The organism is Kitasatospora papulosa (genome assembly GCF_000717245.1).
Taxonomy (GTDB): Bacteria; Actinomycetota; Actinomycetes; order Streptomycetales; family Streptomycetaceae; genus Streptomyces; species Streptomyces papulosus.
This window is the reverse complement of record NZ_JNYQ01000014.1, coordinates 155339-172389: the sequence shown is the minus strand read 5'-3', so window position 1 is coordinate 172389 and position 17051 is coordinate 155339. Positions and strand designations below refer to the sequence as shown.

Genomic DNA, 17051 nt, shown 5'->3' with positions numbered 1-17051 from the left:
GAGAGCTACGACGCCGGACTCCACCTCCGAGCCTCTCTGATCTGGATCAACGACCTCTTACCGACGACCGAATGATCACAACCTCACACAGGCCCTAGTCGGCCGGCCCGGACAGCTTCGTGAAGTCCCAGGACCTGACGGTCCGCGGCGTCAGCCGGATCCAGGCGTGCCGTTCGTCGTGCGGCAGCGAGTCCAGGCCGAGGTACTTGGCCGCGAACAGCCTTTCCGGCGACGCCAGCTCGGCACATTCCCGGCCCGTGCGGGGAGCCTCCCCGACGAAGGAGACCTCGCCGCACAGCTCCACCCCGCGCAACTCGCCGTACTCCACCCCGTCGTCCACCACTACGGCGGCCTCAGGGGTGCGGCGGAGCTGCGACCAGCGCAGACTCCTCATCAGCGAGTAGAGCCAGAGGGAGCCGCCGTCCCACACGAACCACAGGGCCGAGACGTGCGGCATCCCCTCGGGGGACACCGTCGCGACCCTGCAGGTGCGCTGTTCGGTGAGGTAGGCGTCCCGCTCGGCGTCGGTCATCATGATCCGACGGCCACGGCGCTGTGCAGCGTTCACGGGACGCCCTTCCTGGAGGAACCGGCCGGTTCCGGAAGCATGGGGCCTCGGCCGTGATCACGCAATGGCTCCGCCGCCCCGTCCGCTCACACCAGAGTGATGGAGCCTCCCTCGACCCGGATCTGCTTCTCCGGCAGCGGCTGGGTCGCCGGGCCGCCCGTCACCTCGCCGGTCGCCGCGTCGAACGTGCTGTTGTGGCACGGGCAGGTGATGACGCCGTCGGCGATTCCCTTCACCGCGCATCCCTGGTGGGTGCACTTCGACGAGAACGCCTTGAACTCACCGGCCTTCGGCTGCGTCACCACCACCTCCTGGTCGGCGAAGACCACTCCTCCGCCCTCCGGGATGTCGGCGGTCGCGGTGAGCGGTGCGCCGGCGCCCTCGCCGCCGCTCTCCCCGGCCGGTTCGGCCGGGTCGGAGCCGCCGGAGTCCTTCGCCCCGCCTCCGCACGCGGTGAGTGCGACGGCCAGTCCCGCCGCTCCCGCCGTGACGACGGTGCGCCGTCCGAGGCGGATCCGGTTCTCGTGCGATGCGCTCATACCGGCATTCCCTTCATGGGGTGACAAGACATCAGGTGGATGGATGTCAGAGGGAGGAACATCTGTGCATACGGATCAGCGTGGCAGCCTGTTCAGATCTGCGGGCGGAAGTGGTCACCCGCCGCGCCGTGCGTCTCGGCGTCGTCGGCTTCCGGGCGGCCCGAGGGCCCGGTCACCTGTGCAGGCGGACCGGCAGGGCCCGCACGCTGTTGCCCACGAACGAGGCGTGGCGGAGCAGTTCCGAGTCTGGTACGGCGAGATCGAGGTCCGGGAACCGGGTGAACAGTTCCCGGAGCGCGGCCGTGCTCTCCATCCGGGCCAGTGGGGCGCCCAGGCAGTAGTGCGCGCCGTGGCCGAGGGAGAGATGCCGCGTCCCGTCGGCGCGGGTGATGTCGAAGCGACCGGCGTCGGGACCGTGGGCCTTCTCGTCGCGGCCCGCCGCCGAGTAGCCGGCGAGCACCGGGGTCCCCTCGGGGATCACCGTGCCGTCGATCGTCAGGTCGCGGGTCGGGTACCGGAAGGGGAAGTAGCTGACCGGGCTGTCCCAGCGCAGTGTCTCCTCCACCACGTCCGCCCAGCTCGCCCCGCCCGACAGGACGAGGTCGAGCTGATCGCGGTGGGTGCACAGGGCGCGCACGGCGTTCGTGATCAGGTTCAGTGTCGTCTCGTGCCCGGCGATGACCGTGAGCATCAGCGTGCCGATCAGCTCGTGGGGGCCGAGCCGGTCACCGTTCTCCTCGCGGGCCGCGATCAGCGCGCTGGTCAGGTCGTCCCCCGGGTCCTTCGTCCGGGCGGCGGCGACCGTGCTCAGCACCTCCACCATCTCCCGATTGGCCGCCGTGGACTCCTCGGGGCCGATGTCCGTGGCGACGATGCGGTTGGACAGGTCGTGCAGCCGGTCGTGATGGGCGGCGTCCACGCCCAGCAGTTCACAGATGACCCCCATGGGCAGAGGCAGCGCGAAGTGCGCCCGCAGGTCGGCGACACCGCCCCCGGCGGTGGCGGCGCGGTCGAGTCCGTCCAGGAGGGATGCGGTCAACGCCTCGATCCGAGGGCGCAGTTCCTCCACGCGCCGGGTGGTGAACGCTTTGCTCACCAGGGCCCGCAGTCGCCGGTGGTCCGCCCCGTCGGCGGTGGTCATGCCCTGCACCGTGGCGAACGTCCTCAGCGGCCAGCCGTCCGGGATCGCGCCCGACCGGAGCGCCGCGAAGTGCCGTGCGTCCTTGGCCACATCGGGGTGGGCCAGGAACTCCTTGAGGGCGGCATGCCCGAGGACCGCCATGCCCTCCACCCCGCCGGGCAGCACCACGGCGGTGACCGCGCCCCGGGACAGCAGCCTCGCGTTGGCCGCGTGCGGGCAGCCGCCGGCCGGGTCCATACGGTGCGGGCGGCCGGGCTCGGGGTTCGCCTGTGACGTGTTCAACGGGGCTCCCAGGTCGAGGGGCGAGCGGGTGCGCCCCATGCCGGGCGGTGGAGAGGTCACCGGAGGGCGAAGACCTGGGGAGCGCATCGAACTCGCCTGCGGGACGGCGGACATGGGCAGCGTAGGGCACAGGGCTGCACGTGAGCGGGAGCCTGGGCGATCCCGTCCGGCGGGCAGGACGGACGGCGGACGAGGGCGGACCCGCAGGACGCGCAAGGACGCGGGGCGGGCCGGGGAGACACCCCTGGCCCGCCTCGCGTCCCTCGTCGTACGGCTGTCCGTGCGTGGCGTCAGATGTTGACGCCGAAGTCGGCGGCAATACCTGCCAGACCGGAGGCGTATCCCTGGCCCACCGCGCGGAACTTCCACTCGCTGCCGTGACGGTAGAGCTCGCCGAAGACCATCGCGGTCTCGGTCGAGGCGTCCTCGCTCAGGTCGTAGCGGGCCAGTTCGACGTTGTCGGACCGGTTGATCACCCGGATGAAGGCGTTGCGGACCTGGCCGAAGCTCTGGCCGCGCGCCGTCGCGTCATGGATGGAGACCGGGAAGACGATCTTCGACACCTCGGCGGGCACCGACGACAGGTCCACGTTGATGGACTCGTCGTCGCCCTCGCCCTCGCCGGTGAGGTTGTCGCCGGTGTGCTGGACCGAACCGTCGGGGCTGTTGAGGTTGTTGTAGAAGACGAAGTGCCGGTCGGAGACCACCTTGCCGGCTTCGGTGCACAGCAGGGCGCTGGCGTCGAGGTCGTGATCGGCACCGGTGGTGGTGCGCACGTCCCAGCCGAGCCCGACCGTCACGGCGGTGAGGCCGGGGGCCTCCTTGCTGAGCGATACGTTTCCGCCCTTGGACAGGCTGACTCCCACGAGTGTTCCTCCATTGCTCTGATTGGCGTCGTCATCCGGTCCAACGCCGGAGCGATGCCTATGGTTCCATGGTTGCGCAACTTTGTAACTATGGATGCCGGCTGCGATCCTCTGACGGTACGCGGAGCGCGGCGGCCCGGAAGGTGGTGGCGTGTTCTCCGATGTGGGTGTGCTGGAACTGGCCACGCTCGTGGTGCTCGCCCTCGTCCTGTACGGGCCGGACAAGCTGCCCGAGGCGATCAGGACCGTGTCCGCGGTCATCCGGAAGTTCCGGGAGTTCTCGGAGGACGCGAAGCGGGATGTCCGGGACGGGCTGGGCCCGGAGTTCGAGGACTTCGAGTTCGAGGACCTGCATCCGCGGACGTTCGTGCGCAAACACCTCCTGGACGGCGATGGCGCGGGGCTCGAGGGGATCCGTGACGCCCTGGACCCGCGCCCGGAGCTGAAGGGGGCACTGGACGCCGTGCGTGACACGGCCGGTGCCGAGGGCGTCCGCGATTCCCCGGCCGGCCCCGGCGAGGGCCCCGTCTCCCCGCGCAAGGGCGAGGGTGCCCCTCCGGCCGGCCGCCCACCGGTCGACCCCGATGCCACCTGACCGGTCCGGGCAAGGGGGGAGCGGTCCCGGCCCGCAACCGCCCGGAGCCGCGCCGGAACGGCTCAGCCGACGTTCACGCCGTAGTCGGTGGCGATGCCGCTCAGCCCCGACGTGTAGCCCTGCCCGATCGCGCGGAACTTCCACTCGCCGGCCCTGCGGTACAGGGCACCGAAGACCATCGCGGTCTCTCCGGCGGCGTCGTGGGAGAGTTCGTACCGGCACATCTCCCGGCCTGTGAGGTTGTCCACCACCCGGATGAAGGCGTCGTCGACCTGGCCGAAGTTCTGGCCGCGCGTCCCGGCCGCGTGGATGGACACGGCGAACACGACCTGCCCCGTCCCCTCGCCCAGGCGGTCGAGATCGATGAGGAGCTGCTCGTCGTCGCCCTCGCCCTCGCCGGTGAGGTTGTCCCCGGTGTGCCGGACCGCTCCGTCGGGGCTGGCGAGATTGTTGTAGAAGACGAAGTGCGCGTCGGAGACGGCCTTCATGTCCGGCCCGCAGATGATCGCGGACGCGTCCAGGTCGAAGTCCGCGCCGTCGGCCGGCCGTGCGTCCCAGCCCAGGCCGACGGTGACGTCGGCGAGAGGGGTGCCGTCCTGGTGGAGGACGACGTTCTGGCCCTTGGTGAGGCTGACACCCATGTTGTGCTGCTCCCGAGTCGAGAAGGTGCCGGGAATCCCGGTCCGGGCTCTCCCGCGTGACGGACCTCACGATAGTTCATGAGATGCGCAACTATTAAAGTGTTGTGCATGAACGGAGACGGTACGACGCTGTGGGAAGTCGCTGTGCTCGACGGAGGGCCCGCCGACGGGCTGCGGGTGAGGGTCGCGGACCGGCCCGGGGTCGTCCAGGTGACCTGTCCCTGTGAGCTGGACGCGCCGTCCTCCGGGGTGCGGGTCGACGCGCTGTACGTCTACCGGCGCGAGCCGCACGGGCGGGGCGGGTCGCTGCGGTACGGCTTCGACGCGGCCAGCCCCTGATGTGCCCGCGGGTGCGGCCGTTCAGCGGGGCCGGGTGCCGCTCTCCGGGCCGGAAGGCCGGACCGGGGGAGTGTCGCCGGAGGCGGATTGTGCGGGCTGAGGGGTGAGCGGTTCGGTGGCCGCGGGCCCGGCGGTCGCGCCGTCCTCCTTCATGGCCTTCGTCTCGCTCTTGAGGATCCGCAGCGACTGCCCCAGGGCGCGCGCGGAGTCCGGGAGCTTCTTCGATCCGAACAGCATGATGACCACGATCGCCAGGATCAGCAGGTGCCAGGGTTCGAGTCCGTTGCGGAGCATGTCCACCCCGTCCTTTCTCTCGACGGTGCCGGTGTCCGTACCCGGTGGGTGCGAAGCACGCTTCAAAGGTTGCTAGATTGCGCAACTGTACAAGCCTGGGGTGGGTCCAGTCGTCCCCTCCGCCGGTTCCGGACGAATGAGGGTGCGTAGATGACAGGCAGTCACCGGGCGGCGACGACGACCCGTCGGGGTACCGGAGGAGCGGCCAGGGATCGGCGGTCCGGGCGCACCCGGATACGGATCGTGCTGGCCGCGGCGGTGTCGCTGCTCGTGCTCGTGACGGCGGGTGCGGGCTGGGCGTACCTCAGGCTCAACGGCAACATCGACACCTTCGGGGCCGACGGGATTTCGGACCACAGGCCCGCCGCCGCCTCGGACGGGCAGAACGTCCTGGTGATCGGTTCGGACGCCAGGACCGCGGGGAACAGCGAACTGGGCGGCGGGGACAAGAACGACATCGGCCGTTCCGACACCGCGTTCCTGCTGCATGTCTACGCCGACCACCGTCACGCGGTCGCGGTGTCCATACCTCGTGACACCCTGCTCACCATCCCGCCGTGCAAGCTGCCCGACGGCAGCTGGACCGAGACCAGGCACCAGGCCATGTTCAACGAGGCGTACACCGTGGGCAGTACGGCCGAGGGCAACCCCGCGTGCACCCAGAACACCGTCGAGAAGCTCACCGGCCTGCGCGTCGACCACACCGTGGTCGTCGACTTCAAGGGTTTCTCGGCGCTGACGGAGGTCGTCGGCGGCGTGGAGGTCTGCGTGCCGCAGGACATCTACCAGAAGGACCTGAACCCGGGCCGCGCCACGCGTGGCAAGCGTCTGTTCACCCAGGGGGTGCAGACCGTCTCCGGCCCGAAGGCCCTGGACTACGTACGCATCCGGCACGGCATCGGTGACGGCTCCGACATAGGCCGCATCCAACGGCAGCAGGCCTTCGTCGGCAGCCTGATCAAGAAGGTGAAGAGCGACGGGCTCACACCCACGAAACTCCTGCCGCTCGCCGACGCGGCGACGACGTCCATGACGGTCGACCCCGGCCTCGGCTCGGCCGACAAGCTTGTCTCGTTCGCGATGTCGCTGAAGGACATCGATCTGAACGACACCCGGTTCGTCACCGTCCCCTGGCGGTACGAGGGCGCCCGCGTCGCGATCGTCGAGCCGGACGCGGGTGCGCTGTGGGCGGCGCTGAAGGCGGACCGCACCCTCGACGGCCAGGACGCGGGCGGCGGGAGCGACGCGGACGGGAAGGACACGGACGCGTCCAAGGACACGGACGCATCGAAGGACACGGACGCATCGAAGAGTGCCGACGCCTCGAAGAGCGCCGACGAGGAGGCCCCGGCCGAGGACATCTTTGCCACCGTCCGCAACGGCACCCGCGTCACCGGACTCGCCGCCCGTGCGGCCGCCGTCCTGGAGGCGTCGGGTGTCACCGTCACCGGCACGGCGACGGCGAGCAGCCAGGACCACCGCACCACGGTGATCGAGTACGGACCAGGCCGGGAGGCGGAGGCGCGGACACTCGCCCGGCTCCTCGGCACCGGGGAGCTCCGCTCCACCACCGGCGGCGGCCTGGACGTCGTGCTCGGGCAGTCCTACGCGGACCAGGCTCCGGGGACCTCCTCCGGAGCGGACTCCGCCACGGCGTCCCCGGCGCCCTCGGAGGTGCCGGCGGAGGTCGCCGAGGGGGCGCGCACGGCGGACGAGGACCTCTGCGCCGCACTGTCGTACGGGTGATCCGAAGGGTGGCGGACGAGCTGGACCACGCGGGCCCCTACCGCTCGGTGCCGGGCCTGTCGTAGCGCGACCGGGCCGCCACCAGGGCGACCGTGTACAGCGCGAGGACCGCTGCGAGCAGCGGGTAGTACAGGACCGGCAGCGCCGTCATGCCCAGCAGCGGCCCGAGCGGCGAGAGCGGCAGCAGGATGCCGATGACGGCCAGGCCGGCGGCGGCCCAGCGGACCGGACTCGCGGTGGCGCCCTCCGCGGCGCGGCGGCCCGTGCGCAGCAGCAGCATCACCAGGGCCTGGGTGAGGAGGTTCTCGGTGAACCATCCGGAGTGGAAGGCGGCCTGGCCGGAGCCGGCCGCGTCGTGCAGGGCCAGGGCGAGGACGCCGAAGGTCGCCAGGTCGGCGGCCGCTCCCAGCAGACCGAAGCCGGTGATGAAACGCAGGAAGTAGCGGGGCTGCAGCACCGTCGGCGCGCGGAGCGCCGCGGGACGGAGCCGTTCGAAGGCGAACGCGAGCTGAGCGGCGTCGAAGCACAGGTTCTGGACCAGGATCTGCGCCGGCAGCATCGGGAGGAAGGGCAGCATCAGGCCGGTCACGAGCATCGCGATCACGTTGCCGAGGTTCGAGGACAGCGTGATGCGCAGGTAGGTGGCGATGTTGACGCTGCTGTGCCGGCCGGAGGTGATGGCGTGGGCGATGGCCGTGAGGTCCTTGTCGGCCAGGACCACGTCGGCGCTCTCACGGGCCACGTCCACGGCGTCGCGCGGGCAGATGCCGACATCGGCCGCGTGGAGTGCGGGCAGGTCGTTGACGCCGTCGCCCAGGAACCCGGTGGTGTGTCCGTCGGCGCGCAGCGCGGCGATGATCCGGGCCTTGTGCTCGGGGGCGCAGCGTGCGAAGACGGTGGTGCTGCGGGCGGCCACGGCGAGCTCGCCGTCCGTCAGGCCGTCGACGGTGTCGGCGGTGAGGACGACGCCGGGGTCCAGCCCGAGGTCGCGGCAGGCGCGGGCCGCGGTGCCCGGGTGGTCGCCCGTGAGGATCTTGACGGTGACGCCCCGGTCGGCGAGGACCTCCAGGGCCTCCGCCGCGGTCGGGGCGAGCGTGTCGCGCAGGGTGACGAAGCCGACGAGGGTCAGGCCGCGCTCGTCAACCGGGGTGTAGGCGCGATCGCGTGCCCGCCGTTCCGAGGTGGCGACCGCGAGAACCCTCAGGCCGCTCGCTGCCTCCCGGGCGGCCAGGGCGAGCAGGCGGGCCCGTTCGCCCTCGGTGAGGGTGCAGCGCTCGAGGACGTCTTCCGGTGACCCCTTGACGACCAGCGTGTGGAGACCGAGGCGGCCGGGACGGCGTACGACCGCGGTGGAGAGGCGTCGTACCGCGTCGAAGGGCAGCGCCGCCACTCCGTCGTACTCCAGTGCCTCGTCCTCCTCGACGGCGTCCAGGACCGCCTCGTCCAGGGCGTCCGGGACCGGCAGGTCGGCGAGGTGGAGCGTCCACCACGCATTGACGCCGGCCCAGCGCAGAACCTCGGGGTCCTGCTCGCCCCGGGCGTCCAGTGCGCGGTGCACGACGGGCCGGTCCTGGGTGAGGGTGCCCGTCTTGTCGAGGCACAGGACGTCCACCGCGCCGAGGTCGTGCAGTGCGGGGAGCCGCTTGACGATCACTCTGTGGTCACGGGCCAGGAGGGAGGCTCCACGGGCCAGGGCGGTGGTGACGATGACCGGCAGCATCTCGGGGGTGAGCCCGACGGCGACCGCCACCGCGAACGGCAGTGTCTCGAACCCCCTGCCGCGCAGGGCCGCGTTGGCCATGAGCACCAGGAGCGGGGTCAGCAGCATGAAACGGATGAGGACCCAGGAGATCCCGTGCACCGACCGGTCGAAGGCGCTGGCCACGCGCTGTCCCGGGCCGCTACGGGTGGCTGCGAAGCGGGTGTGCGGCCCGGTCGAGACGACGACCGCGGTGCCGCTGCCCGAGGCCACGCTGCTGCCCTGGAAGCACAACTGGGGCCGGTCGAACAGTCCGCCCCGGGGCTCCGGCACGTCGACGGCCTGCTTGGCCACCGGCGCCGACTCGCCCGTCAGCGGTGCCTGGTGCACCGTGAGGCCGCTCGCCCGCAGGAGCCGGACATCGGCGGGGACCAGGTCGCCGGGGCCGAGACGGATCACGTCGCCCGGCACCAGTTCGTCGACCGGGATCTCCCGCGACCGGGGCGGCTCGTCCTCCGCCGGCCGCCGGAGCACGGTCGCGGTGGTCGCCACCAGTTTCCGCAGCGCGGCCACCGACCGGTCGGCCCGGCGTTCCCCACCCGCCCGCAGGACGCAGCTCACCACCACGAGGGAGAGGATCACGCTCGCGGTGCCCCAAGCCGCCACGACGGCCGACACCAGCCCGAGACACAGCAGCACCGCGGTGAAGGGGTCCCGCAGACTTCTCACGAGCCGACGGGGCCAGGACGCCGTGCTCCACGACGGCACCGTGTTCGGGCCGGATCCGGCGAGCCGCTCCACGGCCTCCGCCTCGACGAGCCCACGGGGCCCGCTGTCCAGATGCCGCAGGACCTGGAGCGAGGTGAGTCCGTGCCAGGGCGGTGGTCCGTCGCCCGTCCGGGGGCCGGTGTCCGCCGGCTGCTCCGGCCCTCGCCCCCCGGGACCGGCCGGATCGGTACCACAGGTCGCTGCGGCCTCAGGCACCGAGGTCACGGAGGCGGGGGGCCGACGCGTGCGCGGCCCGGTCGGTCAACTGGCCGATCATCAGCCGCACCACGGTCACGACGTCCGCGTCGTCGACGAAATAGACCTGCCGCCGTCCCTCCCGCCGGGAACGTACGAGGCCGGCGAGCTTCAGCTTCGTCAGATGCTGGCTCACCGCGGGCAGAGCACCACCCACCCGCTGGGCGAGGCCGCTCACATCGCTCTCGCCCTCCGCGAGGGCCCACACGATGTGCAGGCGCGGTGGCGAGGCCAGCAGCCCGAACGCCGCAGCCGCGTCCGCCAGCACCTCGGCGGGCGGATCGTCGGAGCCCCCTGCTGCCACCATCGTTCTCCCGTCCGGCGTGGGCCGTGCGGTCGGGCCCGAAGGTTCCCAGTGTAGGGGCCGCCCGGTCGCGGCAATCGTCCCTTCCCTGCATGCGGGCCGCGTACGGGCGGTGTGGAGAGGAAGCATGTCGCAGCGCCCCGGAGGACTTCGTCTGCCGGCGCGAGCGGGTCGGGCGATGGTCGCCATTCCGACCGCGTGGATCCTCGCGGTGTGTGTGGTCGACGTCCTCGTGCCGCCCGACATCCATCTGGGACCGCTGCTCGTCGCGGCCCCCGGCGATCACCCCGCTCTTCGGCGGGCCCCGGACCGTGGGTCTGGTCGCCGTCCTCGCGGTGATCGGGCAGACGGCCGTCGGGGTGCTGCGTGATCCCGACGAATTGCTCTCGGCCAGCCACGAGGCGCAGATCGCCGCGCTGGTACTGGTCGGCACGAGCCTCGTGATCTTCTGCGTACTGCGGGAGCGCCGCGCGAAGGAACTCGCGCAGGTCCGCTACGTGTCCGAGGCCGCCCAGCACGTGGTCCTGCCGCCGCTTCCCGAGCGGCTCGGCCCGCTGGGCGTCGCCTCCCTCCACCTCGCCGCGGAGGCCGAGGCCCAGGTCGGCCGGGACCTGTACGCCGCGGCGCGCACCTCCTCCGGCACCCGGCTGATCGTCAGTGACGTACGGGGCAAGGGGATGGCCGCGGTGCATGACGCGGCCGCGCTGCTCGGAGCGTTCCGCGTCGCGGCCCGGCGCCGGGCGAGCCTGGGCGAACTGGTGGCCCACCTCGACCGGAGCGTGTGCTCGGGCCTCACGGAGCCGGGTGGGCCGGGCCGCTACGGGGAAACCTTCATCACCGCCACCGTGCTCGACATCCCCGACGAGGACGGCCGCGTGGAGATGATCGCCTGCGGCCACCCGCCACCGGTCGTCCTGCGCGACGGCCGTCCGACGACGGTGGACGCCCTGCACCCCGCACCCCCGCTGGGCCTCGGCGATCTGGCGCACCGCCGCTACCATGTCAACAGCTTCCGGTTCGATCCGGGCGACCTCCTGATGCTGTACACGGACGGGGTCACCGAGGCCCGCGACGCCGGCGGTGTGTTCCACCCGCTCGCAGAGCGCGCCACCGGCCGGACCGAGAAGGATCCCGGCCTCTTCCTCGACCGCTTCAGGCGCGACCTGCTGGACCATGTCGGCGGACACCTCGACGACGACGCCGTCATGATCGTCATAGGGCGTCCTGCCACGCCGCGGGCCTGAACGGCCGGACGCTCCCGGCCCGCGATCACCCTCGGTTACTCTGTTCTCTTCGTGCCGGAGCGTGCGGTCCGGCACGCTGCCGCCGCAGGACCGCCGGGAAGCGGTGCACGGGACCCGATCCCGGGCCGGGAACCCTCGTGTCGAGGAGCGGCCCACGGGCGGCTTCCGTCATCGCACCCGTGAAGCAGTCCATGGATCGCACAGCCGAAGAGATGGGTGGCCCGGAGAAGTGTTGAGAGAGGTCGTCGCGACCCGCTATGTCACGCCCCTGCGTGAAGGCGGCTCGCTCCCCGGGATCGTCGAGGCCGACGACCTCGGCACGTACGTCATGAAGTTCACCGGGGCGGGGCAGGGGCGCAAGACCCTGGTCGCGGAGGTCGTCTGCGGCGAGCTCGGCAGGAGGCTCGGGCTGCGCGTGCCGGAGCTGGTGACCATGCAGCTCGACCCCGTCATCGGTCTCGCCGAACCGGACCAGGAGGTCCAGGAGCTCCTCAAGGCCAGCGGCGGGCTGAACCTCGGCATGGACTACCTGCCCGGCTCGCTGGGCTTCGATCCGCTGGCCTACCAGGTGGATCCGGCGGAGGCCGGGAAGATCGTCTGGTTCGACGCACTGATCAACAACGTGGACCGCTCGTGGCGGAACCCCAACATGCTGGTCTGGCACGGCGATCTCTGGCTGATCGACCACGGGGCCACCATGATCTGGCACCACAACTGGCCAGGTGCCCAGGCCTCCGCGGCGAAGCCGTACAACGCCTCCGACCACGTCCTCGCGCCGTTCGGTCCCGACATCGAGGCGGCCGCCGCCGAGCTCGCGCCGCTGGTCACCGAGGAACTGCTCACCGAGGTGGCCGCCGGGGTACCGGACGAGTGGCTCGCCGGAGAACCTGGATTCGCGACCACGGACCTGTTGCGGCGGGCCTATATGGAGCCGCTGCTCGCGCGCGCCGGGAGCATCCACGAGCGGATCTCCATCGGGGAGCCCACGAAGACGCAGCCCTCGCGGGCCCCCGGCTGGCTCGCGGAACGTCTTGCCCCGCGGCCGAACCCCGCGGACGAGGACCGTGCCGCGCGGGCGGACACCGGACGGAACGGCGAGGGCAGCGGCCGATGAGTACACGCGACGTCTTCGAGTACGCGGTCCTGCGCGTCGTGCCCCGGGTCGAGCGCGGCGAGTGCTTCAACGCGGGCGTACTGGTCTACTGCCGCGCGAAGTCCTTCGTCGCCGCGCGCACCCACCTGGACGAGCGCAAGCTCAGGGCCCTGGACCCGCACGCCGACGTGGTGGGTGTCCAGGCGGCCCTGCGCGCGGTCGAGGGGGTCTGCGGCGGCGGCGACACGGCGGGCCAGGCGGCCGGGGACGACCCCGGCCGACGCTTCCGCTGGCTGATCGCTCCGCGCTCCACGGTCGTCCAGCCGGGCACCGTGCACAGCGGGCTCACCCTGGACCCGGAAGCCGAGATCGAGCGTCTGCTCGACCTGCTGGTGCGCTGATTCCGGCACCGGCGGCGCCGTCCGTGACGTACGCGGCCACGGCGCCGTCCGGTGTGACATGCGCCCGCGCCCCCGTGTGCCGTTGACACCGGGTGCCAGGGCTTCTAGCGTCTCGTCTGCTGAAGGTACTAAGCGGTTGCTCAGTTATCGGGAACTTCCTGACGTCCGCTGAGCCGCGATCCAAGGGCGAGGAGAACCAAGCATGTCTACCACCGAGCAGCGCGTCGCCATCGTGACGGGAGCGGCACGGGGCATCGGCGCCGCCACCGCCGTACGCCTGGCGGCCGAGGGCCGCGCCGTCGCCGTACTCGACCTCGACGAGGCGGCGTGCAAGGACACGGTCGAGAAGATCACCGCCGCCGGGGGCAAGGCCCTCGCCGTCGGCTGCGATGTGTCGGACAGTGCCCAGGTGGAGGCCGCCGTGGCGCGGGTGGCCGCCGAGCTCGGCGCACCGACGATCCTCGTCAACAACGCGGGCGTGCTCCGCGACAACCTGCTCTTCAAGATGAGCGAGTCCGACTGGGACCTCGTGATGAACGTCCACCTCAAGGGCGCGTTCCTGATGGCCAAGGCCGTCCAGTCGCACATGGTCGAGGCCAAGTTCGGCCGCATCGTCTCGCTCTCCTCCTCCTCGGCGCTGGGCAACCGGGGCCAGGCGAACTACTCCGCGGTCAAGGCCGGACTCCAGGGCTTCACCAAGACGCTCGCCAAGGAACTCGGCAAGTTCGGTGTGACCGCCAACGCCGTCGCCCCCGGCTTCATCGTCACCGAGATGACCGCCCAGACCGCGGCCCGGGTCGGCATGGGCTTCGAGGAGTTCCAGGCCGCCGCGGCCACGCAGATCCCCGTGCAGCGTGTGGGGCACCCCGAGGACATCGCCAACGCCATCGCGTTCTTCACCGGCGACGACGCGGGCTTCGTGTCCGGACAGGTCATGTACGTCGCCGGCGGACCGCTCAACTGACCCCGGAAGGGCAACGGACACCATGACTGTGCAGGACAGCGGCAAGGTCGCGCTCATCACGGGCGCGAGCCGGGGCATCGGCTACGGCATCGCCGAGGCGCTCGTCGCCCGGGGTGACCGTGTGGTCATCACGGGGCGCGGCGAGGACGCGCTGAAGGAGGCCGTCGAGAGGCTCGGCGCCGACCGGGCCGTCGGCATCGCGGGCAAGGCGCACGACGAGGCCCACCAGGCCGCGGCCGTCGAGCGCGCGATGGAGGCCTTCGGCAGGGTCGACTACCTGGTCAACAACGCGGGGACGAACCCCGTCTTCGGGCCCATGGCCGAGCTGGACCTCAACGTGGCCCGCAAGGTCTACGAGACCAACGTGATCTCGGCGCTCGGGTTCGCCCAGCAGACCTGGAAGGCCTGGCAGAGGGAGAACGGCGGGGCGATCGTCAACATCGCCTCGGTCGCGGGGGTCTCCGCCTCCCCGTTCATCGGCGCCTACGGCATGAGCAAGGCGGCCATGGTCAACCTGACCCTCCAGCTGGCGCACGAGTTCGCGCCGGTCGTGCGGGTCAACGCGATCGCCCCGGCCGTGGTGAAGACCAAGTTCGCGGAGGCGCTGTACGAGGGCCGTGAGGCCGAGGCGGCGGCGGCGTACCCGCTGGGCCGGCTCGGTGTCCCGCAGGACATCGGCGGTGCGGCGGCGTTCCTCACCTCGGAGCAGTCCGACTGGGTCACGGGCCAGACACTGGTGGTCGACGGCGGCATCTTCCTCAACGCCGGAGTGGGCTGACCGGGACTGCGCCAGTTTGGCCCCGATTGCCTCAAGTGCCTCGCCAGTCCTGCGGGTTGTCCTGGCGAGGCCTTGCGGTATGGTCTGCCGACCCCAAGGCCGATCGAGGAGCGTGCACGTGTTCTACCGGTCCAGACTGCAGGCCTCTGCAGCCCTTGCCTCCCTTACTCTGCTGGCCGGTTGCGGTCTGTTGCCCGACAGCGGTTCGGAGACGGAACAGCGGATATCGGTCGGGACGACGAGCTCCCCCTCGACCCTCGATCCGGCAGCGGCCTGGGACGGTTCCTGGGAGTTGATGAGGAACGTCTTCCAGACACTGGTGAGCTTCCCGACCGGCAGTACCAGCCCCGAGCCCGACGCTGCCGAGGAATGCGGCTTCACCGACTCCTCGAGCATGGCGTACCGGTGCACGCTCCGACCGGGCCTGAAGTTCTCCAACGGCGACAAGATCGACGCCGAGACCGTGAAGTACTCCATCGACCGGATCAAGACGATCAAGGTCAAGGGCGGCCCGGCCGGCCTCCTCGGATCTCTGGACCGGGTGGAGACCAAGGGCGACGACGAGGTCATCTTCCACCTCGCCAAGGCGGACGCCACCTTCCCCTTCATCCTGGCCACTCCCGCGATGTCGATCGTCCCTCCCGGCGAGTACCCGGCGGACCGGATCCGCGACGACGGCAAGGTCACCGGTTCGGGGCCGTACGTCCTGGACTCGTACGAACAGGGCAAGCAGGCCGAGCTGACCAAGAACCCCGGCTACAAGGGGTTCGCCGACCGTAAGAACAGCGCGGTCACGATCCGCTACTTCGACGACTCGGAACCCATGGTGGAGGCGTTGAAGAGCAAGGAGATCGACGCCACCTACCGCGGTCTGACAGCCGAGGAGGTCATCGGCCTCGAGGACAACAAGAAGGACAACAACGGTCTGCAGATCGTCGAGTCGGTGGGCGCCGACATCCGCTTCCTCGTCTTCAACCCCAAGGATCCTGCCGCCGGGAAGCTCGCCGTCCGGCAGGCCGTCGCACAGCTGGTGAACCGCGACGCGCTCGTCGCCAAGGTCTACCGGGGCACCGCCGAGCCGCTCTACTCCATGGTCCCGAAGGGCATCGCGGGACACGCCACCAGTTTCTTCGACACCTACGGCGACCCGGACGTCGCCAAGGCCAGGGAACTGCTCTCCGAGGCGGGGATCACCGCACCGGTCAAGATGACCTTCTGGTACACCACCGACCGCTACGGATCCTCCACCGCGACCGAGTTCGCCGAGCTGAAGCGCCAGCTCGAGGCGTCCGGCCTCTTCCGGATCACGCTGAGGAGCGCACCGTGGAAGTCCTTCCAGGAAGGCTTCAACAAGGGGGCCTATCCGGTCTTCGGCCGTGGCTGGTTCCCCGACTTCCCCGACCCGGACAACTTCGTCGCCCCGTTCGTCGGCCCGGACAGCGTCACCGGTACTCCGTACCTGAGTAACGAGATCACCCGTGAGCTGCTGCCGTCCTCCCGCAAGGAGAGCGACCGCGGTGCCGTGTCCGACCAGTTCAAGCGGGCCCAGGACATCCTCGTCAAGGACGTTCGGCTGCTGCCCCTGTGGCAGGGCAAGCTCTACGTGGCGGCCGGCGAGGACATCGGCGGCGGCGAGCGCGCCCTCGACCCCCAGACGGTCATGCAGATGTGGGAGCTCTACCGCAAGACCAGCTGGTAGGAGCGCTGCCTACGGGCTCGGCGGGCCGGTTGTCAGTGCTCCCCGGTAGGTTCTGTCAGCAAGAACCGATTGCTTACCGGAGGTTGTGGACGTGACCGACACCGACCTGCTGCCCGAGTCCTGGCGCGGCGTCCTCGGCGAAGAGCTGCAGAAGCCCTACTTCAAGGAGCTCACGGAGTTCGTCGAGGAGGAGCGGGCCAGGGGGCCGGTGTATCCGCCGCGTGAGCAGGTCTTCGCCGCGCTGGAGGCCACCCCCTACGATCGGGTGAAGGTGCTCATCCTCGGCCAGGACCCCTATCACGGCGAGGGCCAGGGGCACGGCCTGTGCTTCTCGGTCCAGCCGGGCGTCAGGACACCGCCCTCGCTCCGCAACATCTACAAGGAGATGAACGACGAGCTCGGCCTGCCCGTCCCGGACAACGGCTTTCTGATGCCGTGGGCCGAGCAGGGCGTCCTGCTGCTCAACGCGGTGCTGACGGTCCGCGGCGGCGAGGCGAACTCCCACAAGGCCAAGGGCTGGGAGAAGGTCACCGACGCGGTGATCCGTGCGGTGGCCGAGCGGCCCGACCCGGCCGTGTTCGTCCTCTGGGGCAACTACGCCCAGAAGAAGATCCCGCTGATCGACCAGGACCGCCACGTGGTTGTCAAGGGTGCGCACCCCTCGCCGCTCTCCGCCAAGAAGTGGTTCGGCTCCCGGCCCTTCACCCAGATCAACGAGGCCGTCGCCGCGCAGGGCCACGAGCCCATCGACTGGCGGATCCCGGACCTGGGCCTTCCGGTGACCCGTCCGAAGGCCGCGGCCCGCGCCTGAGCAGGATCGCCGGTGGCTGCGGCT

At 70.9% G+C, this 17051-nt stretch carries 17 protein-coding genes and 1 pseudogene; 10 read left to right on the top strand and 8 right to left on the bottom strand.

What is annotated here, in order from left to right:
* Window positions 1–94 precede the first annotated feature (94 nt).
* The 4 genes from IA22_RS0128695 to IA22_RS0128675 all read right to left on the bottom strand — a co-directional run bounded on the left by IA22_RS0128695 (window position 95) and on the right by IA22_RS0128675 (window position 3396).
* The gene (locus IA22_RS0128695) at window positions 95–568 is read right to left on the bottom strand and encodes a pyridoxamine 5'-phosphate oxidase family protein (RefSeq protein WP_038273098.1); all 474 of its coding nucleotides are present in this window, start codon (window positions 566–568) and stop codon (window positions 95–97) included.
* Window positions 569–654: 86 nt separating this feature from the next.
* Window positions 655–1107, bottom strand: a complete 453-nt coding sequence (locus IA22_RS0128690; protein WP_030125274.1) for a Rieske (2Fe-2S) protein — start codon at window positions 1105–1107, stop codon at window positions 655–657.
* Window positions 1108–1279: 172 nt separating this feature from the next.
* Window positions 1280–2485 carry a cytochrome P450 family protein gene (locus IA22_RS0128680; protein ID WP_051694853.1) on the bottom strand — a complete coding sequence of 402 codons (1206 nt, stop codon included), beginning with the start codon at window positions 2483–2485 and terminating at the stop codon, window positions 1280–1282.
* Window positions 2486–2820: 335 nt separating this feature from the next.
* Complete coding sequence (locus tag IA22_RS0128675) at window positions 2821–3396, bottom strand: TerD family protein (protein ID WP_014157504.1); 576 nt, start codon at window positions 3394–3396, stop codon at window positions 2821–2823.
* A gap of 151 nt (window positions 3397–3547) precedes the next feature.
* On the opposite strand from IA22_RS0128675, the gene IA22_RS0128670 reads away from it, so the two are divergent.
* The gene (locus IA22_RS0128670) at window positions 3548–3991 is read left to right on the top strand and encodes a sec-independent translocase (protein WP_030125272.1); all 444 of its coding nucleotides are present in this window, start codon (window positions 3548–3550) and stop codon (window positions 3989–3991) included.
* Window positions 3992–4053: 62 nt separating this feature from the next.
* Here the strand turns inward: IA22_RS0128670 and IA22_RS0128665 are convergent, their stop codons facing one another.
* The gene (locus IA22_RS0128665) at window positions 4054–4632 is read right to left on the bottom strand and encodes a TerD family protein (protein ID WP_030125271.1); all 579 of its coding nucleotides are present in this window, start codon (window positions 4630–4632) and stop codon (window positions 4054–4056) included.
* Between the two features lie 108 nt (window positions 4633–4740).
* Between IA22_RS0128665 and IA22_RS0128660 the strand changes: the two genes are divergently transcribed.
* Window positions 4741–4971 (top strand): hypothetical protein, encoded by a 231-nt coding sequence (locus tag IA22_RS0128660; RefSeq protein WP_014157507.1) that lies wholly within the window; start codon window positions 4741–4743, stop codon window positions 4969–4971.
* Between the two features lie 21 nt (window positions 4972–4992).
* Here the strand turns inward: IA22_RS0128660 and tatA are convergent, their stop codons facing one another.
* Window positions 4993–5265, bottom strand: a complete 273-nt coding sequence (gene tatA, locus IA22_RS0128655) for a Sec-independent protein translocase subunit TatA (protein ID WP_015576283.1) — start codon at window positions 5263–5265, stop codon at window positions 4993–4995.
* 150 nt (window positions 5266–5415) lie between these two features.
* Between tatA and IA22_RS0128650 the strand changes: the two genes are divergently transcribed.
* Complete coding sequence (locus IA22_RS0128650) at window positions 5416–7011, top strand: LCP family protein (RefSeq protein WP_030125270.1); 1596 nt, start codon at window positions 5416–5418, stop codon at window positions 7009–7011.
* 37 nt (window positions 7012–7048) lie between these two features.
* On the opposite strand, the gene mgtA is transcribed toward IA22_RS0128650, so the two are convergent.
* Window positions 7049–9703, bottom strand: a complete 2655-nt coding sequence (mgtA, locus tag IA22_RS0128645) for a magnesium-translocating P-type ATPase (RefSeq protein ID WP_030125269.1) — start codon at window positions 9701–9703, stop codon at window positions 7049–7051.
* On the bottom strand, window positions 9687–10040 hold the full coding sequence (locus tag IA22_RS0128640; RefSeq protein WP_014157511.1) for an ArsR/SmtB family transcription factor: 354 nt from the start codon (window positions 10038–10040) through the stop codon (window positions 9687–9689). Before IA22_RS0128640 ends, mgtA begins: the two co-directional genes overlap by 17 nt.
* Window positions 10041–10164: 124 nt before the next feature.
* On the opposite strand from IA22_RS0128640, the pseudogene IA22_RS34300 reads away from it, so the two are divergent.
* The 7 genes and pseudogenes from IA22_RS34300 to IA22_RS0128605 all read left to right on the top strand — a co-directional run bounded on the left by IA22_RS34300 (window position 10165) and on the right by IA22_RS0128605 (window position 17027).
* A pseudogene (locus tag IA22_RS34300) lies at window positions 10165–11281 on the top strand (PP2C family protein-serine/threonine phosphatase).
* Window positions 11282–11510: 229 nt separating this feature from the next.
* Window positions 11511–12395, top strand: a complete 885-nt coding sequence (locus IA22_RS0128630) for a HipA family kinase (RefSeq protein WP_030125268.1) — start codon at window positions 11511–11513, stop codon at window positions 12393–12395.
* On the top strand, window positions 12392–12775 hold the full coding sequence (locus IA22_RS0128625) for a DUF3037 domain-containing protein (RefSeq protein ID WP_014157514.1): 384 nt from the start codon (window positions 12392–12394) through the stop codon (window positions 12773–12775). Before IA22_RS0128630 ends, IA22_RS0128625 begins: the two co-directional genes overlap by 4 nt.
* 202 nt (window positions 12776–12977) lie before the next feature.
* Window positions 12978–13739: a 3-oxoacyl-ACP reductase FabG gene (fabG, locus tag IA22_RS0128620; RefSeq protein ID WP_014157515.1), complete on the top strand. Its 762-nt coding sequence runs from the start codon at window positions 12978–12980 to the stop codon at window positions 13737–13739.
* Between the two features lie 22 nt (window positions 13740–13761).
* A complete protein-coding gene (locus tag IA22_RS0128615) occupies window positions 13762–14517 on the top strand; it encodes an SDR family oxidoreductase (protein ID WP_030125267.1) in 756 nt (251 codons plus the stop codon).
* A gap of 118 nt (window positions 14518–14635) precedes the next feature.
* Complete coding sequence (locus IA22_RS0128610; protein ID WP_030125266.1) at window positions 14636–16216, top strand: ABC transporter substrate-binding protein; 1581 nt, start codon at window positions 14636–14638, stop codon at window positions 16214–16216.
* A gap of 91 nt (window positions 16217–16307) precedes the next feature.
* Window positions 16308–17027 carry a uracil-DNA glycosylase gene (locus IA22_RS0128605; RefSeq protein WP_014157518.1) on the top strand — a complete coding sequence of 240 codons (720 nt, stop codon included), beginning with the start codon at window positions 16308–16310 and terminating at the stop codon, window positions 17025–17027.
* The last annotated feature ends 24 nt before the right edge of the window (window positions 17028–17051 follow it).